The organism is Azospirillum sp. A1-3 (assembly GCF_023806445.1).
Classification (GTDB): domain Bacteria; phylum Pseudomonadota; class Alphaproteobacteria; order Azospirillales; family Azospirillaceae; genus Azospirillum.
In genome coordinates, this window is sequence record NZ_JAMSLU010000006.1 from 211,289 (window position 1) to 237,788 (window position 26,500).

Annotated in this window: 24 protein-coding genes; 10 read left to right on the forward strand and 14 right to left on the reverse strand. The window is 68.3% G+C overall.

Annotated elements, in window-relative coordinates:
- Together M5E06_RS28745 and gntR are read right to left on the reverse strand one after the other, a co-directional pair.
- The gene (locus M5E06_RS28745; RefSeq protein ID WP_252141175.1) at positions 1 to 1,503 is read right to left on the reverse strand and encodes a thymidine phosphorylase family protein; all 1,503 of its coding nucleotides are present in this window, start codon (positions 1,501 to 1,503) and stop codon (positions 1 to 3) included.
- 136 nt (positions 1,504 to 1,639) lie between these two features.
- Positions 1,640 to 2,704, reverse strand: a complete 1,065-nt coding sequence (gene gntR, locus M5E06_RS28750; protein ID WP_252141176.1) for an HTH-type transcriptional regulator GntR — start codon at positions 2,702 to 2,704, stop codon at positions 1,640 to 1,642.
- Positions 2,705 to 3,074: 370 nt separating this feature from the next.
- Here gntR and M5E06_RS28755 point away from each other — a divergent pair, with 370 nt between their 5' ends.
- The 5 genes from M5E06_RS28755 (at position 3,075) to M5E06_RS28775 (ending at position 9,013) form a co-directional block, all read left to right on the forward strand.
- Positions 3,075 to 3,680, forward strand: a complete 606-nt coding sequence (locus tag M5E06_RS28755) for a gluconokinase (RefSeq protein WP_252141177.1) — start codon at positions 3,075 to 3,077, stop codon at positions 3,678 to 3,680.
- Positions 3,677 to 4,255, forward strand: coding sequence for a TRAP transporter small permease (locus M5E06_RS28760; RefSeq protein ID WP_109150503.1), 579 nt, complete (start codon positions 3,677 to 3,679; stop codon positions 4,253 to 4,255). The genes M5E06_RS28755 and M5E06_RS28760 overlap by 4 nt, the downstream gene beginning before the upstream one ends.
- Positions 4,256 to 4,294: 39 nt before the next feature.
- Positions 4,295 to 5,572 carry a TRAP transporter large permease gene (locus M5E06_RS28765; protein ID WP_252141178.1) on the forward strand — a complete coding sequence of 426 codons (1,278 nt, stop codon included), beginning with the start codon at positions 4,295 to 4,297 and terminating at the stop codon, positions 5,570 to 5,572.
- Positions 5,573 to 5,627: 55 nt separating this feature from the next.
- Complete coding sequence (locus tag M5E06_RS28770; protein WP_252141179.1) at positions 5,628 to 6,635, forward strand: TRAP transporter substrate-binding protein; 1,008 nt, start codon at positions 5,628 to 5,630, stop codon at positions 6,633 to 6,635.
- Positions 6,636 to 6,949: 314 nt separating this feature from the next.
- Positions 6,950 to 9,013, forward strand: a complete 2,064-nt coding sequence (locus M5E06_RS28775) for a methyl-accepting chemotaxis protein (RefSeq protein ID WP_252141180.1) — start codon at positions 6,950 to 6,952, stop codon at positions 9,011 to 9,013.
- Between the two features lie 100 nt (positions 9,014 to 9,113).
- Here M5E06_RS28775 and pcaG read toward each other — a convergent pair whose 3' ends face one another.
- From pcaG to M5E06_RS28815, 8 genes are all read right to left on the reverse strand, one after another.
- Positions 9,114 to 9,662: a protocatechuate 3,4-dioxygenase subunit alpha gene (gene pcaG / locus M5E06_RS28780; protein ID WP_252141181.1), complete on the reverse strand. Its 549-nt coding sequence runs from the start codon at positions 9,660 to 9,662 to the stop codon at positions 9,114 to 9,116.
- A 15-nt stretch (positions 9,663 to 9,677) separates the two neighbouring features.
- Complete coding sequence (gene pcaH / locus M5E06_RS28785) at positions 9,678 to 10,400, reverse strand: protocatechuate 3,4-dioxygenase subunit beta (protein WP_252141182.1); 723 nt, start codon at positions 10,398 to 10,400, stop codon at positions 9,678 to 9,680.
- Between the two features lie 25 nt (positions 10,401 to 10,425).
- The gene (locus M5E06_RS28790) at positions 10,426 to 11,799 is read right to left on the reverse strand and encodes a 3-carboxy-cis,cis-muconate cycloisomerase (protein WP_252141183.1); all 1,374 of its coding nucleotides are present in this window, start codon (positions 11,797 to 11,799) and stop codon (positions 10,426 to 10,428) included.
- A gap of 6 nt (positions 11,800 to 11,805) precedes the next feature.
- Positions 11,806 to 12,219 (reverse strand): 4-carboxymuconolactone decarboxylase, encoded by a 414-nt coding sequence (pcaC, locus tag M5E06_RS28795; protein ID WP_502802018.1) that lies wholly within the window; start codon positions 12,217 to 12,219, stop codon positions 11,806 to 11,808.
- A complete protein-coding gene (gene pcaD, locus M5E06_RS28800) occupies positions 12,219 to 13,016 on the reverse strand; it encodes a 3-oxoadipate enol-lactonase (protein WP_252141184.1) in 798 nt (265 codons plus the stop codon). Before pcaD ends, pcaC begins: the two co-directional genes overlap by 1 nt.
- Positions 13,017 to 13,176: 160 nt before the next feature.
- On the reverse strand, positions 13,177 to 14,376 hold the full coding sequence (pcaF, locus tag M5E06_RS28805; RefSeq protein WP_252141185.1) for a 3-oxoadipyl-CoA thiolase: 1,200 nt from the start codon (positions 14,374 to 14,376) through the stop codon (positions 13,177 to 13,179).
- A 4-nt stretch (positions 14,377 to 14,380) separates the two neighbouring features.
- Complete coding sequence (locus M5E06_RS28810; RefSeq protein WP_252141186.1) at positions 14,381 to 15,178, reverse strand: CoA-transferase subunit beta; 798 nt, start codon at positions 15,176 to 15,178, stop codon at positions 14,381 to 14,383.
- Positions 15,178 to 16,038 (reverse strand): CoA transferase subunit A, encoded by an 861-nt coding sequence (locus M5E06_RS28815; RefSeq protein WP_252141187.1) that lies wholly within the window; start codon positions 16,036 to 16,038, stop codon positions 15,178 to 15,180. The genes M5E06_RS28810 and M5E06_RS28815 overlap by 1 nt, the downstream gene beginning before the upstream one ends.
- 348 nt (positions 16,039 to 16,386) lie before the next feature.
- Here M5E06_RS28815 and M5E06_RS28820 point away from each other — a divergent pair, with 348 nt between their 5' ends.
- The 5 genes from M5E06_RS28820 to M5E06_RS28840 all read left to right on the forward strand — a co-directional run bounded on the left by M5E06_RS28820 (position 16,387) and on the right by M5E06_RS28840 (position 21,123).
- Positions 16,387 to 17,571, forward strand: a complete 1,185-nt coding sequence (locus tag M5E06_RS28820) for an ABC transporter substrate-binding protein (RefSeq protein ID WP_252141188.1) — start codon at positions 16,387 to 16,389, stop codon at positions 17,569 to 17,571.
- Positions 17,572 to 17,740: 169 nt separating this feature from the next.
- Positions 17,741 to 18,610, forward strand: coding sequence for a branched-chain amino acid ABC transporter permease (locus tag M5E06_RS28825; RefSeq protein WP_109150491.1), 870 nt, complete (start codon positions 17,741 to 17,743; stop codon positions 18,608 to 18,610).
- Positions 18,607 to 19,668 (forward strand): branched-chain amino acid ABC transporter permease, encoded by a 1,062-nt coding sequence (locus M5E06_RS28830; protein ID WP_252141189.1) that lies wholly within the window; start codon positions 18,607 to 18,609, stop codon positions 19,666 to 19,668. The genes M5E06_RS28825 and M5E06_RS28830 overlap by 4 nt, the downstream gene beginning before the upstream one ends.
- Positions 19,665 to 20,420, forward strand: a complete 756-nt coding sequence (locus tag M5E06_RS28835; RefSeq protein WP_252141190.1) for an ABC transporter ATP-binding protein — start codon at positions 19,665 to 19,667, stop codon at positions 20,418 to 20,420. The genes M5E06_RS28830 and M5E06_RS28835 overlap by 4 nt, the downstream gene beginning before the upstream one ends.
- Entirely contained in the window at positions 20,410 to 21,123 is a 714-nt protein-coding gene (locus tag M5E06_RS28840) for an ABC transporter ATP-binding protein (protein ID WP_252141191.1), read from the forward strand. The genes M5E06_RS28835 and M5E06_RS28840 overlap by 11 nt, the downstream gene beginning before the upstream one ends.
- 69 nt (positions 21,124 to 21,192) lie before the next feature.
- On the opposite strand, the gene M5E06_RS28845 is transcribed toward M5E06_RS28840, so the two are convergent.
- The 4 genes from M5E06_RS28845 to M5E06_RS28860 form a co-directional block, all read right to left on the reverse strand.
- The gene (locus M5E06_RS28845; RefSeq protein WP_252141192.1) at positions 21,193 to 22,233 is read right to left on the reverse strand and encodes an amino acid ABC transporter substrate-binding protein; all 1,041 of its coding nucleotides are present in this window, start codon (positions 22,231 to 22,233) and stop codon (positions 21,193 to 21,195) included.
- A gap of 55 nt (positions 22,234 to 22,288) precedes the next feature.
- On the reverse strand, positions 22,289 to 24,517 hold the full coding sequence (locus M5E06_RS28850; protein WP_252141193.1) for a methyl-accepting chemotaxis protein: 2,229 nt from the start codon (positions 24,515 to 24,517) through the stop codon (positions 22,289 to 22,291).
- A 461-nt stretch (positions 24,518 to 24,978) separates the two neighbouring features.
- Positions 24,979 to 25,686, reverse strand: a complete 708-nt coding sequence (locus tag M5E06_RS28855; RefSeq protein ID WP_252141194.1) for a response regulator — start codon at positions 25,684 to 25,686, stop codon at positions 24,979 to 24,981.
- A gap of 57 nt (positions 25,687 to 25,743) precedes the next feature.
- The gene (locus M5E06_RS28860) at positions 25,744 to 26,487 is read right to left on the reverse strand and encodes an amino acid ABC transporter ATP-binding protein (protein ID WP_109076463.1); all 744 of its coding nucleotides are present in this window, start codon (positions 26,485 to 26,487) and stop codon (positions 25,744 to 25,746) included.
- Positions 26,488 to 26,500 lie beyond the last annotated feature (13 nt).

The window sequence follows — 26,500 nt, forward strand, 5'->3', positions numbered from 1 at the left end:
TCACCCCACCACCCGCACCCCGTTGTCGTCGGCGGCATAGGCCTGGGCGAAGGTGAAGTCGGCGTTTGTGCTGGCGTGGATGCGGTACAGCGGCTCGCCCCGGCGCACCGGGTCGCCCACTTTGCGCAGCAGGTCGATGCCGGCGCCCTTGTCGGTCGGCGCACCGGCCAGCCGGGCGATGCGGGCGAGGCGGTAGCAGTCGAGCGACGATACCACCCCGTCGGCGGGGGAGGCGACCTCGGCGACCAGCGAGCCCAGCGTCGCCACGGCGGGCGGCGGACCCTGCATGGCGATGATCCGTTCCATCGAGGCCAAGGCGGCGCCGGATTCCAGCAGGTCGCGCGCCCGGCGGTTGCCGCTGCCGCCGCGGACGGCGGGGTCGAATTCCAGGATGCGGCCGGCCAGCAGCAGGGCGCGCTCCTTCAGGTCGGCTGGGCCGGCGGGGTCATTGTGCAGCACGGCCATCACGTCGCGCGCCTCCAGCACCGGGCCGATGCCGCGCCCGACCGGCTGCGAGCCGTCGGTGATCGCCACCTCCAGCGTCAGGCCGAGCCGGTCGCCGACATGCTCGAACAGCTTGCGCAGGCGCACCGCATCGCCGGCGCTGCGGATCTTGGCGCTGGGGCCGACGGGGATGTCGATCAGCAGATGGGTGGAACCGGCCGCCACCTTCTTCGACAGGATGGAGGCGACCAGCTGTTCGCGGGTGTCGATGGCGAGCGGCCGTTCGACCGAGATCAGGATGTCGTCGGCCGGCGACAGCCGGACATGGCCGCCCCAGACCAGACAGCCCTTGGCCTCGCGCACCATGGCCTGCATGCGCTCCATCGGCACGTCGACGTTGGCCAGCACCTCCATGGTGTCGGCGGTGCCGGCGGGCGAGGTGATGGCGCGCGACGAGGTCTTCGGAATCGGCAGGCCGTGGGCGGCGACGATCGGCACCACGATCATCGAGGTGCGGTTGCCGGGGATGCCGCCGATGCAGTGCTTGTCGGCGATGGCGCCCGCGATACCGTTGGGGCCATCCCAATGCAGCCGGGTGCCGGCGGCGACCATGGCGCGGGTCAGGCCCAGCACCTCCGCCGTCGTCATGAAGCTGGCGCAGGCGATCAGGAAGGCGGCGATCTCGATCTTGGAATAACGCTGGTCGGTGACGTCGCGGATGATGGCGGCCAGCTGGTCGTCGGTCAGGGCGGCGCCGCCGACCTTGGCGCGCACCAGCTCGAAACTCTCCGGCGGGGTCGGCGGGACGAGATGGACGGCGGAGCCCTCCGCAAGGCCGAGCTGGCCGAAGGCGGGGTCGGACAGGCCGATTTCGTCGGGGGCGACGATGGCGGGGTCGTCGACGATGTTCAGCACCGCCAGCAGGGAGCGGCCGTCGTTCCGCACCTCCACCCGCCCAAGCCCGAGGAAATCCTCGACATGGTACCGGGTGCAGCGGCGGTTGAGGAAGGCGACATTCTCCCGGACGGTGTCGATCGCCAGATGTCGAAGCGTCAGCATACGCACAGTCTACGCCCGGCCCCGCCGCTTAGCGACGCCGAGCCTGCGCGGCTGCCATGCCGGGCCTTACGCGCCGCGGTTGATCCGGATCATTGGCGGGGCGGAGGGGGTGTGGTTTGGGGGGCAACCGCCCCCCTCACGTGCTCTCCCGCGCGATGAAGGTCAGGCCGAGGTCGAGGCGGTGCTGCGGCGGGTCCTTGCCGTCCATCAGGTCGAGCAGCATGGCGGCGGCGTGGCGGCCGATGGCGTAGCGCGGCGTGGCGACGGTGGTCAGGGTCGGGGTGGTCCAGGCCGACGCCGGCAGGTCGTTGAAGCCGGCGACGGCGAGCTGGTCGGGCACGCGGATGCCGCGCCGCTGGCACTGGAACAGGGCGCCCTGGGCCAGGTCGTCGTTGCAGAAGAAGACGGCGTCGCAGTCGCTGTTCTCCGCCATCAGCCGGTCGATCATCGCCGCGCCGAGGTGGATGGAGGACGGGTCGGGCAGGCGCCAGACGCGCTTTTCGTCATACAGCCCGGCTTCCTCCAGCGCATGGCGGTAGCCGTCGAGCCGCGCCAGCGTGCGGGGGTCGAGCTGCACGGCGACGAAGCCGATGCGGCGGTAGCCGCGCTCCAGCAGGTGGGTGGTCATCAGCCGGCCGCCCTCCTCCTGCGAACAGCCGACGCTGAGGCTGTCGGGATCGTCCAGCAGCTCCATCATGTGGACGGTCGGGCTGGAGAGGGCCGACAGGTAGGTGCGGGTGACCTCGGTATGGTCGGTGCCGGTCAGCAGGATGCCGTCGGGCTGGAACTGCAGGTAGGTGCGGATCAGCCGCTCCTCCTCCACCGGGGAATAGTGGGTGACGCCGATCAGGGCGCGGTAGCCGCGCGGCAGCAGCATGTCGTGGATGCCGGCCAGCGTTTCGACGAAGACCATGTTGGTCATCGACGGGATCAGCACCGCCACCGTCATCGACCGCGCCGAGGCCAGCGCGCTCGCGGCCTGATTCGGCACGTAGCCCATCGACTGGGCGGTGTCGAGGATGCGCTGGCGAAGCTCCGGCGCCACCAGTTCCGGCCGCTTGAAGGCGCGCGACACGGTGATGGCGCTGATGCCCACCCGCTCCGCCACGTCCGCCATGGTGGCGCGGCCGGTGCGCGAGGAGCGCGGCTTGCGCGTCTTGACCGCCGAGGATGCTGGCCGATCACCGCCACGGGTCGTCACAGGGCTTCGTCCTTTCAATTCCGGCGATCCGAGTCCGACCGGCGCGACGGAAGGTCGCGCGGGCTCGCCGGTCACCGATGTGTATCATTCTCGGCAACAGCCGCATGCCATGCAGAGCTTGAGCCTGCAACCCGCGGCCATCCCCGATCAGTTTGTCCGCAACTCAAACAAAACTCTTTACGCGCGTCAAGGTTAGCGCTAACAGTATCAGCAACTCGTCTCGGCGTCATCCGTGCAGTCCGGCCTCCATGGTCGTAGACCTCTCAGTGACCCGCGAATGATAGCGCTAACATAACCTTGTCAGTGCGTGGCCCGCCGCGACCCTGGTCGCGGACGCCGTCCCGCACCGGTATTCGGGAACATGAGCCTCATGAACGGTCCCCCCATCGCGCCGTCCCCCGGCATGACCGCCCCTCAGACCGAACCTCCGTCCGGGGATGCTGCCGGCGCCGAACCGCTGATCGTCGTGGTGATGGGCGTGGCCGGCTGCGGCAAGTCCAGCGTCGGCCAGACCCTGGCCCTGGCCCTGGGCCATGAATTCATCGAGGGTGACGCCCACCACCCGCCTGCCAACATCGAGAAGATGTCGGCCGGCATCCCGCTGACCGACGCCGACCGCGACGGCTGGCTGGGCACGCTGGCCGGTTTCATCGCCGATGCCGACCGCGAGGGCAGGGGGCTGGTCGTCGCCTGTTCGGCGCTGAAGCGGCGCTATCGCGACCGGCTGCGCGGCGACTGCAAACGGGTGGTGTTCCTGCATCTGCACGGCGACAAGGCGCTGATCGCCTCGCGCATGGGGGCGCGGACCGCCCATTTCATGCCGATGGCCCTGGTCGACAGCCAGTTCGCCGACCTGGAGATGCCGGCGGCCGACGAACCGGTGCTGTCCTACGAGGTGACGCTGCCGGCCGAGGCCATCGTCGCCGATGCGCATGCCCGCCTGACCGGCGGTGATTGTTTTGGGAGGAACGCATGAAGCGCGTTGCTGATCTGCTGGAGCGGGTCACCGAATGGATCATGGCGCTGATGCTGGCGGTCATGGTCGGTCTCGTCTTCGGCAACGTCGTCCTGCGCTATGTCTTCAACAGCGGCATCGTCGCGGCGGAAGAGATCGCGCGGCTGATGTTCGTCTGGCTGGTGTTCCTGGGCGCCACCGTGGCGCTGCGCCACCAGCGGCATCTGGGGCTGGAGATCCTGCAGAGCCGCCTGCCGGCCAAGGTCCGCCGGGCCTGCGCGGTGATCGCGCATCTGATGATGCTGTACGCCCTGTGGCTGTTCGTGCAGGGAAGCTGGATCCAGTTGCTGATCGGGATGGAGACCTTCTCCACCGTCCTGCGCTTCCCCATGGCCTTCTATGCGGCGGCGGGCTTCTTCCCGGCCATCGCCATGGCGCTGACCGTGCTGGCGAACCTGTGGCGGATCGTCACCAACCAGCCGGGCGCCCGCGTCCCCGGCGACCCCGACACCATGCTGGACCATCCGGAATCGCACGGCCCCGCCGTGGCGCCGCCGGCACCCGGCCACGGCAGCCCTGCCGTCGCCAAGCACTGAGCCCAGACCAGAAGACTTCCTGCGGACGGAGACGCCGCCATGACGCTCACCATTTTCCTGGGCTCGCTGTTCGGCTTCATGCTGCTCGGCATGCCCATCGCCTTCGCGCTGATGCTGACCGGCGTCGCGCTGATGGTCCACCTCGACTTCTTCGACGCCCAGCTGGTCGCCCAGAACATGCTGAGCGGCGCCGACAATTATCCGCTGATGGCGGTGCCCTTCTTCATCCTGGCCGGCGAGCTGATGAACGCCGGCGGCATCTCCCAGCGCATCATCAACCTGGCGGTCAGCCTGGTCGGCCACATCAAGGGCGGGCTGGGATACGTCACCATCGGCGCCTCGGTGATGCTGGCCAGCCTGTCCGGCTCGGCCATCGCCGACACCGCCGCGCTGGCGACCCTGCTGATCCCGATGATGCGCGACCACGGCTATCCGGTGCCGCGTTCGGCCGGTCTGATCGCGTCGGGCGGCATCATCGCCCCGATCATCCCGCCCAGCATGCCCTTCATCATCTTCGGCGTGACCACCAACACCTCGATCAGCGCGCTGTTCATGGGCGGCATCGTCCCTGGCCTGCTGATGGGCATCGGTCTGGTCTGCGCGTGGGTCTTCGTCTGCCGCGACATGACGGTGAAGCTGCAGCCGAAGGCGAGCGGGCGGGAGCGGCTGAAGGCGCTGGGCGACGGCGTGTGGGCGCTGGCCCTGCCGGTCATCATCATCGGTGGCCTGCGCGGCGGCATCTTCACGCCGACAGAGGCCGCGGTGGTCGCCGCCGTCTATTCGCTGTTCGTCGCGCTGTTCGTCTACCGTCAGGTCACGCTGCCGCAGCTGGTCCCGCTGCTGGTCCAGGCGGCGCGCACCACCAGCACCGTCATGTTCCTGTGCGCCGCCGCGCTGGTGTCGTCCTACATGGTGACGCTGGCCGACCTGCCGCAGCAGATGACGGAGCTGCTGGCCCCGCTGATGAGCCATCCCAAGCTGCTGATGCTGGCCATCGCCTTCCTGCTGCTGGCCGTCGGCACGGTGATGGACCTGACGCCGACCATCCTGGTTCTGGGTCCGGTGCTGACCCCGCTGGCGATCAAGGCCGGCATCGACCCGACCTATTTCGGCGTGATGTTCGTCCTGATCGGCACGCTGGGCCTGATCCATCCGCCGGTCTGCACGGTGCTGAACGTGGTGTGCGGCGTCGCCCGCATCTCGCTGGAAAGCGCCACCAAGGGCATCTGGCCCTTCCTGCTCACCTACATCGTCCTGCTCGGCCTGCTGATCGCCGTGCCGGAGATCGTCACCATGCCGCTGCACCTGTTCCACTGACGCCTATCAAGACCAATCAGAACGAAACACCAGACCTCAAGGGAGTTCGACACCCATGTTCCGCAAACTGCTGCTCGCCACCGGCATCGCCGCCGCCCTGCTCGCCCCGATCACGGCCTCCGCCCAGGACGTGAAGACCCGCATCATCCGCTTCGGCTATGGCCTGTCGGAGAGCAGCAACCAGGGCCGGGCGGTGAAGTATTTCGCCGAGGAACTGTCCAAGCGCAGCGGCGGCAAGCTCAAGCTGAAGGGCTTCGGCGACGCCAGCCTGGGCAGCGACATCCAGATGCAGAACGCCCTGATCGGCGGCGCGCAGGAGATGATGGTCGGCTCCACCGCCACGCTGGTCGGCATCGTCAAGGATTTCGGCGTCTACGACCTGCCCTTCCTGTTCAACAACGAGAAGGAAGCCGACGCCGTCCTGGACGGCACGTTCGGCGAGAAGCTGCTGAAGTCGCTGAACGACAAGGGGCTGGTCGGGCTGGTCTATTGGGAGAACGGTTTCCGCAACCTGACCAACAGCAAGCGCCCGATCACCAAGGTCGAGGACATGGGCGGCATCAAGCTGCGCGTGATGCAGAACCCGGTCTACATCGACATGTTCAACCGCTTCGGCGCCAACGCGGTGCCGCTGGCTTTCTCCGAGCTGTTCACCGCGCTGGAGACCGGCACGGTCGACGGCCAGGAGAACCCGGTCACCACCATCCAGTCGTCCAAGTTCTATGAAGTCCAGAAGTACCTGACCATTTCCCGCCACGTCTACAGCCCGTGGATCATGCTGGCCAGCAAGCGCTGGTACGACGGCCTGTCGGCGGACGAGAAGAAGATCCTGAACGAGGCCGCCGTCGCCTCGCGCGATTTCGAGCGCAAGGACAGCCGCGAGGCCTCGGCCCAGAGCGTGGCCTACCTGAAGGAAAAGGGCATGCAGATCAACGAGCTGAGCCCGGCCGAGCTGGACCGCATGCGCGAGATGGTCAAGCCCGCCTTCGACAAGTACGCCGCCGACGGCGGTGCCGACGTGCTGAAGGACCTGCAGGCCGCCATCACCGCCGCCCGGAAGTAATCACGGGCGATGCCTGCCGACGTTGTGAGGGGGGCGGACCGGGACGACCGGTCCGCCCCTTTTTCTTTATGCCGCGGAGTGAAGGTTGTATGTGCCCGAAAGATTTCGGCGCAGGTCCTAAAGTATGAATTTTCAGACTAAGGTATGAGCGCTTGCCATCCTTTGAAAGTTTCCCTCTTCATCTGTTGGGGCGGCAGATATATTAGCAATTAATTTACTTGAATTTAACAGAACTGCGCGACAGTCGGTCGGGGGTGTCGGACCCTTGTCCGGGTATGTCGTGGGGATCATCGATGTTCAAGAAGTTGCCTTTGGTGACCAAACTGGTTTTGGCGATCGGCGTGGTTCTGCTGGTCGGGCTGGGGATCGGCACGGTCGTGATCTCCGCCAAGAGCGGGGCCGATACCGACGCCTTGTCCTTCAAGGTCGGGGACGAACTCGGCAAATACCATGCCGAAACCGTCGAGCGGCGCCTGAACGACGCCATGAACATCAGCCGCCTGATGCGGACCACTCTGCTGAGCCTGAAACGCAGCGGCGTCGCCGACCGCGCCAAGCTGAACGACTGGCTGAAAAGCCTGTTGGAGAGCAATCCCACCCTGATCGGCGTGTGGGTCGGCATGGAGCCGAACGCGCTGGACGGCAAGGACTCCGACTTCGTCAACAGCGCCGGCAGCGACGCCAGCGGCCGCTTCATTTCCTATTGGAACCGCGGCAGCGGCAAGGTCCAGTTGGAGGCGCTGACCGCCTATGACGATCCCGGCCCCGACGGCCTCTATTACCAGCAGGCCAAGCGCACCGGTAAGGAGGTGATCGTCGAACCCTACAGCTATGTGGTGGCCGGCAAGACCATCCTGATGGTGTCGCTGGTGGTTCCGATCATGGAAGGCGGCAAGTTCGTCGGCGTCGCCGGCGTCGACATCGCCACCGACGAGATCTGGAATGAGCTGAAGACGGCGAAGCCTTTCGGGACGGGGTCGGTCTTCCTGATCTCCAACGGCGGCCTGTGGGCCGGCTACAGCAACGCCGACCATATGGGCAAGTCGATCCTGCAGACCAACGAACGGCTGAAGGAGGCGTTGCCCGCCATCCGCGACGGCAAGACCTTCGCCCATTTCTCGGTGTCGGCCAGCCTGAAGACCGAGGTCAAGCAGCTGTTCCGGCCGGTCGACATCGGCGATACCGGCACTCCCTGGTCGGTGCTGATCAATCTGCCCATGAATCAGGTCGAGGTGCCGAAGGTCGAGCTGCGCAACTTCATCGCCATCGGCGCCGTGCTGCTGACCGCCGGCCTGCTGCTGGCGCTGTGGCTGTCGACCCGGACCATCGTCGGCACGCCGCTGCGCCGGATCATCGCGACGGTGGAGGCGTTGACCGCCGGCCGGCAGGACGTGGAGGTGCGCGACCGCGACCGCGCCGACGAGATCGGGTCGATCAACAAGGCGCTGCAGCTGTTCAAGGAGAATGCCGGCCGCGTCGCCGAGATGGAGGAGCAGCGCCGCCGGGACGAGGCGCAGGCCGCCGAACGGCGCAGGCAGGATCTGGCCCGCATGGCCGACCGGTTCGAGGGCACGGTCGGCGGCGTGGTCGCCAGCGTGACCGAGCAGGCGGAGCTGATCCGCACCGATTCGGAAGGGCTGTCGGCCATCGCCGAGCAGACCAACGCGCAGGCCTCCGCCGTCGCCAGTGCCGCCGATGTCGCCAGCAGCAACGTGCAGACGGTGGCCGCCGCGGCGGAGGAGTTGGCCCACTCCATCGAGGAGATCAACCAGCGCATCGCCGCCTCGTCGCGCATGGCGAACGACGCGGTGGGCGAGGTCGAGAAGACCAACGGCACCGTTGCCGGCTTGGCCGAAGCGGCGCAGAAGATCGGCGACGTGGTGAACCTGATCCAGTCCATCGCCGGCCAGACCAACCTGCTGGCGCTGAACGCCACCATCGAGGCGGCGCGGGCGGGGGAGGCCGGCAAGGGCTTCGCCGTCGTCGCGCAGGAGGTGAAGAACCTCGCCAGCCAGACCGCCAAGGCGACGGAGGAGATCGCCGCCCAGATCGCCGAGATCCAGTCGGTCAGCGGCAGTGCCGTCGGCGCCATCCAGGCCATCGGCCGCACCATCGTCGGCATCAGCGAGACGGTCACCGCCGTCGCCGCCGCGGCGGAGGAGCAGGGGGCGGCGACCCGCGAGATCAGCCGCAACGTCCAGCAGGCCGCCGCCGGCACCCGCGAGGTGTCGACCAACATCGAGGGCGTCACCCGCGCCGCCAGCGAGACCGGCAGCATGGCCTCCCAGGCGCGGGCGGCGGCAGACACGCTGTCGCACCAGTCGGCGCAGCTGCGGACCGAAGTGCAGCGCTTCGTGGCGACGATCCGCGAGGGGTGAGGGGTGTCGGGGGTGTCGGCTGACGATGCCCCCTCCCCATCCCTCCCCCACTTCGGTGTGGGAGGGATGGGGAGGGGGCACCCGGCGGCCTGAGTTCACCTCAACAGTCGAAAAACACAGTCTCCCCCTCGCCCTGCACGCGGATGTCGAAGCGGTAGACGACTCCGCCCGGCACTTCGGCGCGCTGGGCGATCAGGGTGTCGCGGCGGTCGGCGGGGACGGTCGTCAGCACCGGGTCCGCGGCGTTCGCCGCCGTCTCGTCGGAGAAGTGCAGGCGGGTGAAGGCGTGACTCAACATGCCGCGGGCGAACACCGTCACCGCGATGTGCGGGGCGTGGCCGGTCTCGCAGACGCCGGGCTTTACCGTGTCGAAGAAGTAATAGCCCGCGTCGTTGGTGCCGCAGCGGCCGAAGCCTGCCGCACTGGGGGCGTGCTTGCCGTCGGCGCCGGCCTGCCAGATCTCCACCACGCAGTCGCGGATCGGTGCGCCCTCGCCGTCATACACCACGCCTTCGATGCGGATGTGCTCGCCGGGCATGTCGCGGGTGGCCAGCCGGTTGGTCGCCAGCGGACGGCGGCCGTAGAGTTCCGGCGTCCAGGCATAGGCGAAATAGGGGCCGACGGTCTGGGACGGGGTTTGTTTCAGCATCGTGGTCATCTCGGGTCAGCCCTCCATCGGCGTGGCCTGGCGTCCGCGCAGGACAATGTCGAATTCATAGCCGAGCGCCCACACCGGCTCGGTCACGTCGATGGAGAAGCGGGAGACCAGCAGCTCGCGCGCGCCTTCCGGTACCCCGTTGTAGATGGGGTCGAGCGGCAGCAAGGGATCGCCGGGGAAATACATCTGGGTGACCAGTCGGGTCAGGAAGGACGGCCCGAACAGCGAGAAATGGATGTGGGCCGGGCGCCACGCATTGTGGTGGTTGCCCCAGGGATAGGCGCCGGGCTTGATGGTGGTGAAGCGGTAGCGGCCCTGATCGTCGGTGATGCAGCGGCCGGCCCCGAAGAAGTTGGGGTCGAGCGGCGCGTCGTGCTGGTCCCAACGGTGGACGTAGCGGCCGCAGGCGTTGGCCTGCCAGATCTCCAGCAGCGTGTACGGCACCGGCCGGCCGCTCTCGTCCAGCACGCGGCCGGTGACGATCATGCGCTCGCCGATCGGCTCGCCGTTGACGCGGCCGTTCTTCGTCAGGTCGTTGTCGAGCGGATCGACGCTGTCATGGCCGAACACCGGGCCGCTGCGCACCGACAGGCACTGCTTCATCGGGATCAGCGGCTTGGACGGCGAGCGCAGCACCGTCGATTTGTAGAGCGGCGACAGGTAGGGCGGGTGTTGCGCCCAATCGCGGGGGCTGAAGTCACCCTCCGACTCCTGAACGGCGGTGTCCATCTTGGGGGTCCCTCCTTGGGAGCGGTCAGCTTTGCCGACCTTGTGTTTGCTTATGGTTGTCCAGCACGCGGTCGATGAAATGGGAGGCGGAGCCGGTGTAGTTCAGCGGGTCGAACAGGCGGTCGAGGGTGTCGGCGCCCAGCGCCTGGACCACTTCGGCATCCTCGGCCAGCACGTCGCGCAGGGGGCGGGCGGAGGAGGATGCGCGGCGGCTGGCGTCGGCCACGCGGGAATGGGCGGCCATGCGACCCATGCGGTCGCCGAGAGCCATGGTCACCGCCTCCGCCAGGATCAGGCCGCGGGTCAGGTCCAGGTTGGTCCGCATGCGCTCGGCATCGATGGTCAGGCCGGCGATGGTCTCGCGGGCGTGGCGGGCGGCGCCGGCGACGAGGCGGCAGAGGTCGGGCAGGGCCTGCCACTCGGCATGCCAGCCGCCGAGGCCGCGTTCGTGCTCCTGCACCTGGGCGGCCAGCAGTCCGCCGACCAGGGCCGGGGCGCGGATGGCGGTGGAGAGCAGGACGGCGCAGGACACCGGGTTGCGCTTGTGCGGCATGGTGGAGGAGCCGCCGCGGCCGGGGGCGCTCGGCTCGAAGGCTTCGGCGACCTCCATCTGCATCATCAGCGAGATGTCGCGGCCGAGCGTGCCCAGCGTGCCGGCGAGGATGCCGAGGGATGACGCCAGTTCGGTGATGCGGTCGCGGCTGGCGTGCCAAGGCAGGGCGGGCAGGGGCAGGTCGAGGTCGCGGGCCAGGGCCTCCGCCACCGCAGGGCCGGCGTCACCCAATGCGGCAAGCGTGCCGGCGGCGCCGCCGAATTGCAGGGCGAAGCGGTTGCGGGCGGCGGCGATGCGCTGACGGTCGCGGTCCAATGCGTCGAGCCAGCCGGCGGCCTTCAGGCCGAAGGTGGTCGGCAGGGCGTGCTGCAACCATGTGCGGGCGACCATCGGGGTGGCGCGGTGGCGGTCGGCGAGGTCGGCCAAGCCGTCGGCAAGGGCGGCCAGATTGGCGTCGAGGCCGTCGAGGAAGCGGCGCAGTTGAAGCATCAGGCCGCTGTCCATCGCGTCCTGGCTGGTGGCGCCCCAATGGACGTAGCGCGACGCCTCCTCGTCGGCGGCCTTCACCGCGCGGGTCAGGTGCTTCACCATCGGGATGGCGGTGTTGCCGGCCAGTGCCGCCTCCGCCCCCAGCGCGGTCAGGTCGTAGAGGTCGGCCCGGCAGGCTGCCTCGATGGCCGGAACGGCGTGCGAGGGGATGACGCCGACCGCCGCCTCCGCCCGCGCCAGCGCCGCCTCGAAATCCAGCATGCCCTGCAGCCGGGCTGCCGGGGAGAAGGCGTCGGCCGCCACGTCGCTGGTGAAGAGCGGGTCGAGCAGCGGGTCGGCATGGTGGATGGCGGTCATGGCTTTTTACCCTTTCCGGGCGTCCTCTTCATCCATCTCGGCATAGACGGCACGGGCGAGCGCGATCGCGTGGTTTCCGGCGGGGACACCGGCATAGACGGCGGCCTGCATCAGGATTTCCTTCACCTCGTCGCGGGTGACGCCGGTGTTGCGGGTGGCGCGGATGTGCAGCTTCAGTTCGCCGTCCTTGCCCAGCGCCGCCAGCATGCCGATGGTCAGCATGCTGCGCGTCCGGATGTCCAGGCCCGGCCGGGTCCAGATCTGGCCCCAGGCGGTCTTGGTGATGAACTCCTGGAAATCGGCGTCGAACTCGGTGGCGCGCTCCAGCGAGCGGTCGACATGGGCGTCGCCCAGGACCGAACGGCGCACCGCCATGCCGCGGTCGTACAGATCCCTGTCCTTCATATCCGGGTCGTCCATCAGAGGTCCCTCAGGAAGCCGTCGATCAGGGCGGCCAGCTCCGCCGGCTTTTCGACGCCGGGGATGTGGGCGGCGCCGGGCAGCAGCTCGAAGCGGGCGCCGGGGATGCCGGAAGCCAGTTCGCGGGCGGAATCGGGCGGGGTGGCGACGTCATGCTCGCCGCAGATCACCAGGGTGGGGGCGGTGATGGCGGCGTTGGCGGCACGCAGGTCGGCGTCGCGGATCGCCATCGAACAGCCGACATAGCCGTCCTCGGTGGTGCGGGCGACCATGGCGGTGTAGCCGCGGATCTGGTCGGGGCGGCTGTCGCGGAAACCTTGCGTGAACCAGCGGGCCATCACCCCGTCGGAAATCGCGGTCATCCCACGGGCGCGGATGGCGGCGATGCGGTCGGTCCAGACCGATTGCGGGCCGATGACGCCGGCGGTGTCGCACAGGATCAGGCCGTGGATTCGGCCGGGCGCCTTGACGGCGAGGCGCTGCGCCATCATGCCGCCGATCGACAGGCCGCAGACATGGGCGCGCTCGATGCCCAGCGCGTCGAGCAGGCCGGCGGCGTCGTCGGCGAGGATGTCCATGCTGTAGCCGGCATCCTCGGTGACCGGCGTCACCTGGGTCAGGCCGTGGCCGCGCATGTCGTAGCGCAGGATGCGGTAGCGATGCGACAGGTGCGGCACCACGGCGTCCCAGATGTGGAAGCTGGTGCCGATGGAGTTGGCGAACAGCAGCACCGGCGCGTCGGCCGGGCCGGTCAGGTCGTAGTGCTGGGTGATGCCGGCGGCTTCGATGAAGGGCATGGGGGCTTCCGCTGCACTGTTCTGGATCGGTGACGTGCTCTTGCCCCCTCCCTAACCCTCCCCCGCTTCGCGGGAGAGGGAACTCCGCCGCTCTTGCGCTTAACTCCCTCTCCCACCGAAGGTGGGGGAGGGTCGGGGAGGGGGCATTCGAAGCCTGAGGCTACACCCGCTCGATCATCACCGCGATGCCCTGGCCGACGCCGATGCACATGGTGCAGAGCGCCGTCCGGCCGCCGGACTGTTCGAGCTGGTGGAGCGCGGTGGTCGCCAGACGGGCGCCGCTCATGCCGAGCGGATGGCCGAGCGCGATGGCGCCGCCTTGCGGGTTCACATGGGCGGCGTCGTCGGGCAGGCCAAGCTCCCGCAGCACGGCAAGACCCTGGGCGGCGAAGGCCTCGTTCAGTTCGATCAAGTCGATGTCGGCGATGCTGCGGCCGAGCCGCTCCAGCAGCTTGCGGGTGGCGGGGACCGGGCCGATGCCCATGATGCGCGGCGGGACGCCGGCGGTGGCGCCGCCGAGGATGCGGGCGCGCGGGGTCAGGCCATGGCGCTTCACCGCCGCTTCGGAGGCGATCAGCAGGGCGGCGGCACCGTCGTTGACGCCGGACGCGTTGCCGGCGGTCACCGTGCCGCCGGGGCGGACGATCGGCTTCAGGGCCGACAACGCCTCGATGGTGGTGGCGCGGGGGTGTTCGTCGGTGGTCACTATTGTCTCGCCCTTACGGGTCTTGATGGTGACGGGGACGATCTCGCGGGCCATGCTGCCGTCGGCGATGGCGCGGGCGGCGCGCTCCTGGCTGCGCAGCGCGAAGGCGTCCTGGTCAGCGCGGGCGATCTTCCAGTCGTCGGCGACGTTTTCCGCCGTCTCCGGCATCGAGTCGGTGCCATAGGCCGCCTTCATCGCCGGGTTGACGAAGCGCCAGCCGATGGTGGTGTCGAAGATCTCCGCCTGCCGGGAGAAGGGGGTGTCGGCCTTGCCCATGACGAAGGGGGCGCGGCTCATGCTCTCGACCCCGCCGGCGATCATCAGATCGGCCTCGCCCGCCTTGATGGCGCGGGCGGCGGTGGCGAGTGCGTCGAGGCCGGAGCCGCAGAGCCGGTTCATCGTCGTTCCCGGCACCGCGTCAGGCAGGCCGGCCAGCAATGCTGCCATGCGGGCGACGTTGCGGTTGTCCTCGCCGGCCTGGTTGGCACAGCCATAGATGACGTCGTCCACCGCGGCCCAGTCGACCGAGGGATTCCGCTGCATCAGGGCGCGGATCGGCACGGCGCCGAGATCGTCGGTGCGTACCGACGACAGGGATCCTGCATAGCGACCGATGGGGGTGCGGATGGCGTCGCAGATGTAAGCGTCACGCATGGTCTTATCCTTCTCCGCCGCCGGACTGCCCATGGGCGGCGGCGGTGCGGGCCTGGAGGTCGCGGAGCGCCGTCAGGGTTCCGGCGTCCGGGATTTCGGTGGTCTTCAGGTCGGGCGAGATCTTCAGGTCCCAGCCGGTGGCGGCCTTCACCTGCTCCACTGTCACGCCGGGATGGATGCCGGTCAGGGTCAGCTCCTTGCTCACCGGATCGGGGGTGAGGATGCCGAGGTCGGTGATGACCGCCGTCGGCCCGGCGCCGGGGATGCCGGCCTTGGCCCGCGCCTCAAAGCCGTCGAGGTAACCGGCGGAGGTGACGAAGGGCAGCTTGGCGACGAAGGCCTTCGGGTTCTGCTTCAGGACGATGAAGACCTCCTTGGCCTGGGAGGCGATCTCCGGCGCACCGCCGGCACCGGGCAGCCGCACCTTGGGCGTGTCGTAGGGGCCAATGACGGTGGTGTTGATGTTGGCGAAGCGGTCGACCTGTGCGGCCCCGAGGAAGCCGACGTCGATCCGCCCGCCCTGCAGCCAATAGCGGAAGATCTCCGGGGTGCCGACCACGGTGTCGGCGGTCAGAGCGAGGTCGCCGTCGCCGATCGACAGCGGCAGCACCGTCGGCTTGGCGCCGATCGGGCCGGATTCATAGATCAGCACCACCTCGGGCGCATGGGTCAGCCGGGCGAGGTTTGCGGCAGTGGAGGGCAGGCCGATGCCGACGAAGCAGACGGTGCCGTCCTTCAGCAGGCGGCTGGCCGCCACCGTCATGATCTCGGTCGCGGTGAAGTCGAGAGGGGCTGCACTCATCACGCGGCCTCCTTCATGCTTTCGGCCAGCACGCGGCGGAAGCCGGCGAAATCGTCGGTGTCCAGCACATGGCGCTGCATCCAGGCGCGGAAGTCGTCGCGCGAGCGGGCGATGGGGTCCCACGCCTTGTAGAAGCGGTTGTCGCGCTCCGAATAGCCCTGCGCGTAGGACGGATAGGCGCCGCCGGGGACGGGGCAGACGGCGGAGAGCGCCCAGGCCGGCAGCACGCAGGCGTTCGGCGGAGCCTCCAGATCGTCGACGACCTCCTCCACCGTGACGATGGAGCGCTTGGCGGCCAGGACCGCCTCCTTCTGGACGCCGAGAATGCCCCAGAGCAGGACGTTGCCGCGGCGGTCGGCCTTCTGGGCGTGGATCACCGTCACATCCGGGCGGACGGAGGGGATGGCGGCCAGCGTCTCGCCGGTGAAGGGGCATTCGATGAAGCGGATGTTCGGGTTGACCTTCGGCAGGTCGGAGCCGGTGTAGCCGCGCAGCAGGGCGAAGGGCAGGTTGGAAGCGCCGGCGACATAGGCGTTCGCCATGCCGGCGTGGCTGTGCTCCTCGATCTCCAGCCGGTGCGGCCAGCCCTGTTCGACCGCGTCGCGGAAGCGATGGAGGGAGCCGACGCCGGGATTGCCGCCCCAGGAGAAGATCAGCTTCGCGGCGCAGCCCATGCCGATCATCTGGTCATAGATCAGGTCCGGTGTCATGCGCACCAGCGTCAGGTCGCGCCGGCCCTGCCGGATGATCTCGTGCCCGGCGGCATGGGGAATCAGGTGGGTGAATCCTTCCAGGGCGACGGTGTCGCCGTCTTGCACGAGGCTCGCCACCGCCTCGCGCAGGGGCGTGATCTTCGCCATATGACCTCCCGAATGTGCGAAAATCGCACGAACAATCATCTTTACGCACAGAGTGGCGACGGCGACGGCTTGGTGTCAAGGTCGAAAACGGCAAATAGAGGGCGTTTATCGCCCATATTGCGCCGCAACATGAGCTTTGTGCGGTGATTTGCATGGCATTTTCACTGAAAACCGTTTTTTATCAGCGTATTAGACGGAAAGCTGATTTTGTGCGATTATAGAACGTTATATCAAATATCGCACTTGACGGTTCGTCCATCCCTCAGTACGGTTGGCACAACAGTCAATGACCGGGACCCAGCGATTGGGAGTTCCGGCGCCAGCATATGGTCACATGTGGGAGGGACAATGACGAGGACTCTGCGCAACGCGCTGCTGGGTGCGGCGTTCGGTCTGGCGCTGGCGGCCGGTCCGGCCGGCGCCGCCACCATCAAGGTCGGCGTCGTGGCGCCCTTCTCCGGGCCGTTCGGCGTGGTCGGCAAGAGCTTCAAGGAAGCGATCGAGGTCTATCAGGCCGAACATGGCAAGACCGTCGGCAACGACACGGTGGAGTTCATCTACAAGGACCTCGACCAGCCGAACCCGTCGCAAAGCAAGGCGCTGTCGCAGGAACTGATCGTCAAGGACAAGGTGTCCTTCCTCGCCGGCTATTTCTTCACGCCGGACGCGCTGGCCGTCGCCCCGCTGATCGACGAGGCGAACATCCCCTGCGTGATCTTCAACGCCGCCACCTCCGCCATCACGGAGAAGTCGCCGCGCTATGTCCGCACCTCCTTCACCCTGTGGCAGAACACGGTGCCGCTGGCCGAATACATGGCCAAGCAGGGCATCAAGAAGGCGGTGTCGGCGGTCAGTGACTATGGCCCCGGCATCGATGGCGAGGCCGCCTTCAAGACCACCTTCGAGAAGAATGGCGGCACGGTGGTGGACACCATCCGCATGCCGCTGAAGTCCAACGACTTCGCGCCCTTCATGCAGCGGATCAAGGATTCCGGCGCCGAGGCCGTCTATGCCTTCCTGCCGGCCGGGCCGGCGACGCTGGCCTTCGCCAAGGCCTTCAACGACACCGGGCTGCGGGCTGCGGGCATCAAGTTCTTCGGCCCCGGCGACCTGACCCAGGAACCGGACCTGCCGGCGCTGGGCGACGCGGCGTTGGGCATCACCACCAGCTTCAACTACAGCCGCGCCCATGATTCGGCGATGAACAAGGCCTTCGTCGCCAAGCACAAAGAGATGTTCGGCTCGGTCGACAGCGTCACCTTCACCTCGGTCGGCGCCTATGACGGCACGCACGTCATCTATCAGATGCTCAAGAACGCTGGCGGCAAGATCGACGGCGCCAAGATGGTGGAGTCGGTGAAGGGCATGAGCTGGGAAAGCCCGCGCGGGCCGCTGACCATCGACCCGGACAGCCGCCACGTCACCCAGACGATCTATCTGCGCACGGTGGAGAAGGTCGACGGCAAATTGGAGAACGTCGAGAAGCAGGCGTTCCCGAAGCAGCCGGACTATGGGTACAAGTTGGCGAAGTGAGGGGGGATCTTTGAAGCTGGCGTGGTGGTGAGGGTGCCCCCTCTCCAACCCTCCCCCGCCTTTGGCGGGAGAGGGTGCCTTATGCGGAGCGGCGGTAGTCCCCTCCACCGCTGAAAGCGGGGGAGGGTTAGGGAGGGGGCACCGGAAACAGCGCAGACGGACGCACATCATGGAAACCATGTTCGGGATCGCCGTCGACGGGGTCGCCTACGGCATGATCCTCTTCATCATCTCCGTCGGGCTGTCGGTGACGCTGGGGCTGATGCGGGTGGTCAATCTGGCGCATGGCGCCTTCGCCATGGTCGGCGGCTATGTCGCGTCCTATGCGGCGCAGGAGGCAGGCCTGCCCTATGCGGCCGCGCTGGTGGTGGCGGTGGCGCTGACGGTGCTGGCGACGCTGCCGCTGGAACGGCTGCTGTATCGCCGCATCTACGGCTCGGCCAACGAGCTGGCGCAGGTGCTGCTGACCATCGGGCTGACCTTCGTCATCGTCGCCGGTATCAATTACCTGTTCGGCCCGACGCTGAAGCGCATTCCGCTGCCGGAACTGCTGACCGGCACGGTGGAACTGGGTCCGAAGGCGATCCCGACCCACCGCGCCTTCGTGATCGCCGCCGGGGCGGCGACCCTGCTGGGGCTGTGGTGGCTGCTGGAGCGCACCGATTTCGGCATCCGGCTGCGCGCGGCGGTCGACGATCCCGCCATGGCGGCGGCGCTGGGCATCCGGACCGAGCGGCTCTATCTGGCGACCTTCGCGCTCGGCACCGGGCTGGCGGCGCTGGGTGGGGTGTTGGGGGCGGAACTGCTGCCGCTGGAGCCCTATTACGCCATCCGCTACATCGTGCTGTTCCTGGCGGTGGTGGCGGTCGGCGGCGCCGGCAGCATCTTCGGATCGGCGGCGGCGGCGCTGGCGCTGGGCATTGTCGACACCGCCGGCAAATACCTGATCCCGAGTTTCGGCGAGTTCTTCTTCTACGCCGCGCTGATCCTGATCCTGTTCCGCTGGCCCCACGGCTTCTTCAAAGGGAGGACGGCATGACGAGCGTCGCCGAGCGAGACGAGAACGGCGACAGCAAGGGCGGCAGCATGACCCGACGCACCCCGCTGGGCACTCCCTTGGCGGCCCGCCGCGATCTCGGCTGGATCGGCATTCCGCTGGTCGCGGCGGTCGGACTTGCCGCCTTCTGGCTGCTGCCGGACGATCTGGCGCTGCTGACCCGCATCGCCGCCTCGGCCCTGTTCGTGCTGTCGCTCGACCTCGTGCTCGGCTATGGCGGGATCGCCACGCTGGGGCAGGCGGCGATGTTCGGCACCGGCGCCTATGCCGCTGGCATCGTCGCGGTCAACTGGAACAACGACCCCTTCGTCATGCTGGCGGCCGGCGGGCTGGCCGGCGGGCTGATCGCGCTGGCGACCGGTGCCTTGATCCTGCATGCGCGCGGGCTGACCCTGCTGATGCTGACCATCGCGGTCGGGCAGATCGTGCAGGAGGTCGCCAACAAGGCGCGCGACTGGACCGGCGGCAGCGACGGGCTGTCGGGCATCGACCCGGCGCCGGTGCTGGGGATGTTCCGCTTCGACATGTATGGCCGCACCTCCTACCTGTTCGCGCTGGCGGTGCTGGTGGTCGGGCTGCTGGTTGCGCGGCGGATCGTGCGCTCGCCCTTCGGGCTGGCCTGCCGTGGGGTTAGTGAGGATCCCCTGCGGATCTCCGCCATCGGCGGGTCGCCGAAATCCTATCTGGTGGTGCTCTATGGCGTGGCCGGGGTGTTCGCCGGTGTGGCGGGCGCGCTGACCGCGGTGACCAGCGGCATCGTCGGGCTGGACAGCGCCGGCTTCCCCTGGTCGGCGGAGGCGCTGGTGATGCTGGTGCTGGGCGGCACCGGGCGGCTCTATGGCGCGGTGATCGGCACGGCGGCCTTCATGGGCATCCACCATATCCTGGCCGCCAGCGACCCCTTCCACTGGATGGGCTTCATCGGCCTGTTCCTGATCGGCATCGTCCTGTTCCTGCCCGGCGGCATCGCCTCGGGGGTGGAGCGGCTGGGCGGGCTGCTGCGGGGCCCATCGCAAAACAATGGTGAGGACCGGGCATGACGGCACTGTTGGAAGTCGAGGGGCTGTCCAAGAATTTCGGCGGCCTCCAAGTGTCGTCAGACATTTCCATGACGCTGAATGCCGGCGACCGCTGCGCCCTGATCGGGCCGAACGGGGCGGGGAAAACCACCTTCGTGAACCTCGTCACCGGGGTGATCCCGCCCAGTGCCGGTACCATCCGGCTGGACGGCCGTGACATCACGAAGCTGTCGGCGGCGGAGCGGGTGCGGCTGGGGCTGATCCGCAGCTTTCAGGTGGCGCGGCTGTTCAAGTCGATGACGGTGCGCGAGCATCTGGAGCTGGCGGTGCTGCAGCGCGACCGCCGCACCTTCCGCCTGTTCGCCAACGTCGCCAAGGCGGCCGGGCTGGCCGATGAGGTGGCGGGGCTGCTCGACACCATGGGGCTGACCCATGTGGCGCACACGGCGGTGGGCTCGCTGGCCTATGGGCAGCAGCGGCTGCTGGAGATCGCGCTGGCGCTGGCGATGAAGCCGAAGGTGCTGATCCTCGACGAGCCGGCGGCCGGCGTGCCGCATTCGGAGAGCCAGCGCATCCTCGACGCCATCGACCGGCTGCCCAAGGATCTGGCGGTGCTGATGATCGAGCACGACATGGATTTGGTTTTTCGCTTCGCCAGAACCATCGTCGTGCTGGCGCAGGGGCGGTTGCTGTGCAGCGGCACCGCCAAGGAGATCGTCGCCGACCCGCGCGTGCGCGAGGTCTATCTGGGGAGCCGCGCCGATGCCCACTGAAGCTGTCGGAGCGTTTGAGGTGGCGGATCTGCGCGCCGGCTACGGCAAGACGCTGATCCTCGACGGCGTGTCGCTCAGCGTTCCGGCGGGCGGGCGGCTGGCGCTGCTCGGCCGCAACGGGGTGGGAAAGACGACGACGCTGGCGACGCTGGTCGGCCAGACCACCCGCCATGGCGGCAGCATCCGGCTGGACGGGGTGGAACTGGGGGGAATGAGCAGTTCGGCGCGGGCGGCGGCGGGGCTCGGCTATGTGCCGCAGACGCGCGACATCTTCAAATCGCTGACGGTGGAGGAGAACCTCGTCACCGGGCTGAAGGGGCGTCCGCGCTCGGCGCTGGAAGAGGCGTACGAACTGTTCCCGCGGCTGGGCGAGCGGCGGCGCAACGGCGGCGACGAGCTGTCGGGCGGCGAGCAGCAGATGCTGTCGGTCGCCCGCGCGCTGCTCGGCAAGCCGACGGTGCTGCTACTCGACGAACCTCTGGAAGGGCTGGCGCCGGTGATCTGCGACACACTGATGGCGGCGCTGTCGAAGCTCGACATGACCATCCTGCTGGTGGAGCAGCAGGTCGACCGCGCGCTGGACTTCGCCGACCGCGTGGTCTTCCTCGACCGCGGCCGGGTGGTGCATGCCGGGCCGGCGGCGCAGGCGAAGGCCGATCCGGCGCTGCTGGAACGGCATCTGGGCGTGGCGCTGGCGACGTAGGGGATGGTGAAATCTCCCTCTCCCCCCCGGGGAGAGGGGATCTTGGGGGCTTGGGGGGCTTGGTGCGCGTTACCGGAACGGCGGGGCGTAGAGCAGCCCGCCCTCGGTCCAGGGCTTGTTCAGGCCGGGGTCCATGCCGTAGGGGGTGCCGAGGTTGCGGTCGAAGATCTCGCCGTAGTTTCCGACCTGCGCCAGCACCTGCAGGGCCCAGTCGTCGGGCAGGCCCAGCGTGCGGGCGACGGTGCCGGCGTGGCCCAGCATGCGGTGCAGTTCGGGGTCGTCGGGGATGCGGCCGGCCTGCACGTCGGCGGCGGTGACGCCCTTGGCGTCGGCCAGCACGATGGCGTGGAGGACCCAGCGGGTGATGTCGTACCAGTTGCGGTCGCCGCGCGCGATGTAGGGCGTCAGCGGCTCGCGCGAGATCACGTCGGGGTAGATGGTGATGCCCATCCCCGCCTGGCGGTAGCCGGCCAGCGAGGTGATCAGGACCGTGCGGTCGGTGGTCAGCAGGTCGCATTCATGGGCGAGGAAGGCCTGCAACGCCTCGTCCAGCGTCTGGAAGGTGCGGATCGTCCAGGGCAGGTCGGACTTGCGGATATAGTCCTCAAGGTTGCGGACCGTGGTGGTGGCGGTCTTGACGCAAACCGTCCGCGGCCCCAGCCGGTCGAGCGGCGGCGGCGCGCCGTCTGCGTGGATGGCGAAGCCCTGGCCGTCATGCAGAAGCGGCATCAGGAATTCGATGTCGTGCGACAGGTCGCGGCTGAAGGTCCAGGTCGTGGTGGTCAGCGCCACGTCGACCTCGTGCTTCTCCACCGCCTGGAATTCCTGCGGCTTTTCCGGCAGGCGGACGACGCGGATCGCCTGGGCGTTGCCCAGGGTCGCCGCGGCGAAGACCCGGCAGACATCGACCAGGAAACCGTCGAGATGCCCCTGCGGGTCGGAGAAGGAGATGCCGCTGACGCCGCTGCGCAGGCCGCAGATCAGGAAGCCGCGGCTGTGGATGCGCTCCAGTGTCTCGCCGTCGTCGGCCTGGGCCGGTGGAGCCAGCGCCGGCGAGGCCGACACGATCGCCAGCAGCAGAAGCAACACCAGCCGCATCCCGACACCCATCCCCCGGTCCGTCCCCTGGCCCGTCCCAGTCCCCGCCATTGTGCGGCGGGCGGGGTCAGGCCGCCTGCCCGGCGCGCAGCGTGCCGAGCAGACTATGCAGCGAAGCGGCTTCCTCGGCCAGCGTGTTCGCCGTCTCGGTCAGCGAGGCGGCGATGTCGCCGGTGCGCGCCGCCTGGGCACCGACGCCGTCGATCAGCGCCGCCACCTCGCCCGTGTTGCCGGCGATCACGCCGACGCGGTTGCGGATGTCGGTGGAGGAGTCGGTTTGGCGGGCCACCGCCTCGCCGATCAGGTCCTGCACCTCGTTGATGCGCTCGACCGAGCCGGAGATGCGGGCGAAGGTGCCGACGGTGTTCTGGATGCTGCCGTTGATGGCGCCGACCGAACTGGCGATCTGCACCGTGGCATTGGCGGTCTCCTCCGCCAGCTTCTTCACCTCCGCCGCCACCACGGCGAAGCCACGGCCCGCGACGCCGGCCGCCGCCGCCTCGATGGTGGCGTTCAGCGCCAGGAGCTTGGTCTGGTGGGCGATGCCGGTGATGACGTCGACGATGCGGCGGATCTGCTCGGTGTTCTCGCCCAGCTGGCCGACCACCTCGCGGGCGGCGGTCAGCTCGTCCAGCGTGGCGCCGACCACGCCGGCCGCCTCGGTCGCAAGGCTGGAGACGGTGCCGATGGTGTCCATCAGCGTGCCGGCGCTGTCGTTGCAGGTGGTGGCGTTGCGGTTGCTCTCGGCGACGAAGCTGCCGGCGCTGACCGTGCTGTCGATGGTGCCGGCCGATTCCCGGCGCAGCGCGTCGGCCAGCTCGCGCAGCTGGCCCGATTGGGTGGCGACGCCCGACGCCACCTGATGCACGTCCTCCATCAACTGGCGGGCGAGCGCGGCGGAGCGCATCTGCTCAGTCACGTCGGTCCAGGACAGGGTCTTGCCCAGCACGTTGCCCTGGTCGTCGAAGACGGTGTCGACATGGGCCTCCACCGTCGTCTCGTCCACCGTCAGGGTGCGGCGCGGGATCGGCGGGCGGGTCGGGTCGGTGCAGTCGGCGGTGAAGTCCGGCCCCTGGGCCAGCAGGTCGGGACCGGCGGGGTCGATGCCGTGCGCCTCGCAGAAGGTCCGGGCGGCGGGGTTGACGAACCCTACTTGGCCGTCGGTGCGGAGCAGGGCGGTGGGCACCGGGCTGCTGTCGACCATCCGCTTCATCAGCAGCACCTGCTCCACGCTGCCGCGCAGGTGGCGCAGCGCCGTCGCCATCACTGCCAACTCGTCGCGGCCGGTACGGGGGATCTCGATGGAGAGGTCGCCGGCGGCGATCTGCTCCATGGCGCGGGCGAACTTGCGCAGGTTGGCGAAGACGGCGACGCGCAGCAGCAGGGCGGCGGCGATGGCGACGGCCAGTGCGAAGGCGCCGACCATCTTGAGCGCGTCGTTGCGCAGAGCCTCCGTCGCGCCGACGAACTCCGACACGTCGCGGGAGATCTCCGCCGTCGCCCAGGGCAGCCCGCCGTCGCCGCCGAGCGACACGGTGGTGGTGGAGAGTTGCGCGTGGGCCGACGGCTCGCCGCCCTTGGCCTCGAACAGCACGCCGCCCCTGCCGTCGGTGAAGCGGATGTCGGCGTCGAGAACGGCGCCCAGGCTGGAAAGGGCGGGCAGGGGATCGGTCACCACCTCGAGGAAGCCCAGGACGCGGAAGCCGCCGATGGGGACGATCATGCTGAACAGTGGCCGGCCCTGGCCGTCGCGCCACAGCAGGCTGGCCGGGCGGCGCTTGTCGGCGATGTCGCGCGACTTCAGCGCCTCGAACAGCGGGGCGACGGTGGCGACGCTGTCCTGCTCCCCGCCGGTGGCAGCGATCCGGGTCATGTCGGCGTCATAGACGGCGACCGAGATCAGCCGCACCTCGCGGTCGACCACCACGGGCCGCGCGTTGATGTTCTTCAGCGCCAGCATCGTCTTGGCCGGGTCCTTCTGGTTGATGCTGTCGACCAGGAAAGAATCGCGGCTCCATTCGTTGGCGTGGTTCTGGAGCCACTCCGTGTAGTTCTTGCGGATGCGGTCGTTGGCCAGCACCCGCAGGGTCGCCGCCGCGCTGCTGTTGAAGGTTTCGAGCGCGAAGCCGGTGTAGCGTTGCGACACCCAGGCCTGACTGGCGATCAGCGCCGCCACCAGCACGCCCACCACCGACACCATGGCGCGGCGCAAGGTCCAGAAGCGGTGGCGCGCGCCGCCGTCGTCCAGGGTGCCGCCCGTTTTCGTCACGCCTGCTTTCGTCGAGATCGCCGTCATGCCCAAACCCCCCGCCGCCACAAAAACGGTTCCACGGATTGCTACGCGCACATCGTCGCAGGGCTCTTTGAACGGTTTAGCGTCTAATTGTGAACAGCTCGTGTCTTTTGGTTTGCATTTGAGACAAGCGGGAATGCCGGTGGAAAGACGTCAGACGGCTTTCGTGAGCAGACGGGCGGTCTATGACTTTCCTATGGGGGAATGCTGCAAGACGAAAAGCAACCGTGTGTGGCGGGTTGACTTCGGAAGAGGCCGGTTGCCTGCTTCGGTGCATAAAGAATGGGCCACGGGAACGCGCGAAAAATTTTTCGCGATTTCCGTGGCCCAGGTTGCCGAGCGCGTGGCCGCCGCAAGACTGAAGCGACGGGGGAGTTTGCTCGGGGTTCGGTGGCTGTAGCCCTCTCCCGCCCCGCTCTCCCTCTCCCCCCCGGGGAGAGGGGATCCAGGGGGAGAGGGCGTGTTTACCCGTCCTGCGTCACGTCGCCGGCGAAGAGGTAGCCGGTGCCGTGGACGGTGACGATCAGCCTTGGGTCGGCGGGGTCGGGTTCGATCAGGCGGCGCAGGCGGCGGACGAGGCTGTCGATGGTGCGGTCGGTGGCGTCGGTCTTGCGCCGGGTCGTCGCCGTCAGCAAATAGTCGCGGTTCATCACCCGGCCGGGGTTGCAGACGAAGGTCGACAGCAGTTCGAACTCCGCGCCGGTCAGCCGCACCGGGTTGCCCTGCGGGTCGGTCAGGCGCATGCGGTCCAGCCACAGCGTCCAACCGGAGAAGCAGCGCTTGCGGTCGTCGCGCTGGTCGCCCGGCGCCTTCAGCCGGCGCAGCAGGTTCCGCACCCGGGCCAGGATCTCGCGCGGTTCGAAGGGCTTCGCGATGTAGTCGTCGGCCCCCATCTCAAGCCCGATGATGCGGTCCAGCTTCTCCGCCCGGCTGCTGACCAGGATGATGCCGATCTCCGACACCGCGCGCAGTTCGCGGGTCAGGGTCAGCCCATCCTGGCGCGGCAGCCGGATGTCGAGCAGCACAAGGTCCACCGCCGTCGCCGCCAGCAGATCCTTCAACTCCTCCGCACTTCGGGCCAGCAGGACGTCGAAGCCCTCGTCCGTCAGGTAGGACTTCAGCGTCTCGCGCGTCACCGCGTCGTCGTCGGTGATGGCAATGGTCGCCGGCATGGCCCTCTTATCCGCCTCTCCGCGCCCCCTATCGGGGATGCCGCCTCAATGTTCACCTCAATGTTCCAGGATCTGGCCCAGGAACTGGCGGGTGCGCTCGCTTTTCGGGTTCTCGAAGAATTCGGCCGGCGACCCGCTCTCGATGATCGAGCCTTCGGCCATGAAGACAATAGAGTCCGCGACCTGCCGGGCGAAGCCCATTTCGTGGGTGACGCAGACCATGGTCATGCCCTCGCCCGCCAGTTCGGTCATCACGTCCAGCACCTCTTTGACCATTTCGGGGTCGAGGGCGGAGGTCGGCTCGTCGAACAGCATGATTTCGGGCCGCATGCACAGGGCGCGGGCGATGGCGACGCGCTGCTGCTGGCCGCCCGACAGCTGACCGGGGAACTTGTGCGCCTGATCGGGGATGCGCACCCGCTTCAGGTACATCATGGCGATTTCCTCGATCTCGGACTTCGCCATGCCGCGGACCCAGATCGGGGCCAGCGTCAGGTTCTGCAGAACGGTCAGGTGCGGGAACAGGTTGAAGTTCTGGAAGACCATGCCGACCTTGCGGCGGATCTTCTCCACCGCCTTGACGTCGTCGGTCAGCTCGATGCCGTCGACGATGATGTGGCCGGTCTGGTGCGCCTCAAGCCGGTTGATGCAGCGGATCATCGTCGACTTGCCCGAGCCGGAGGGTCCGCAGACGACGACCTTCTCGCCCTTGCCGATGCTGATGCTGACGTCGCGAAGCGCGTGGTAGCTGTTGTACCACTTGCCGACCTTGCGGAGTTCGATGATGGCGTTCTCGGTCATTGCTCGGTCTCCA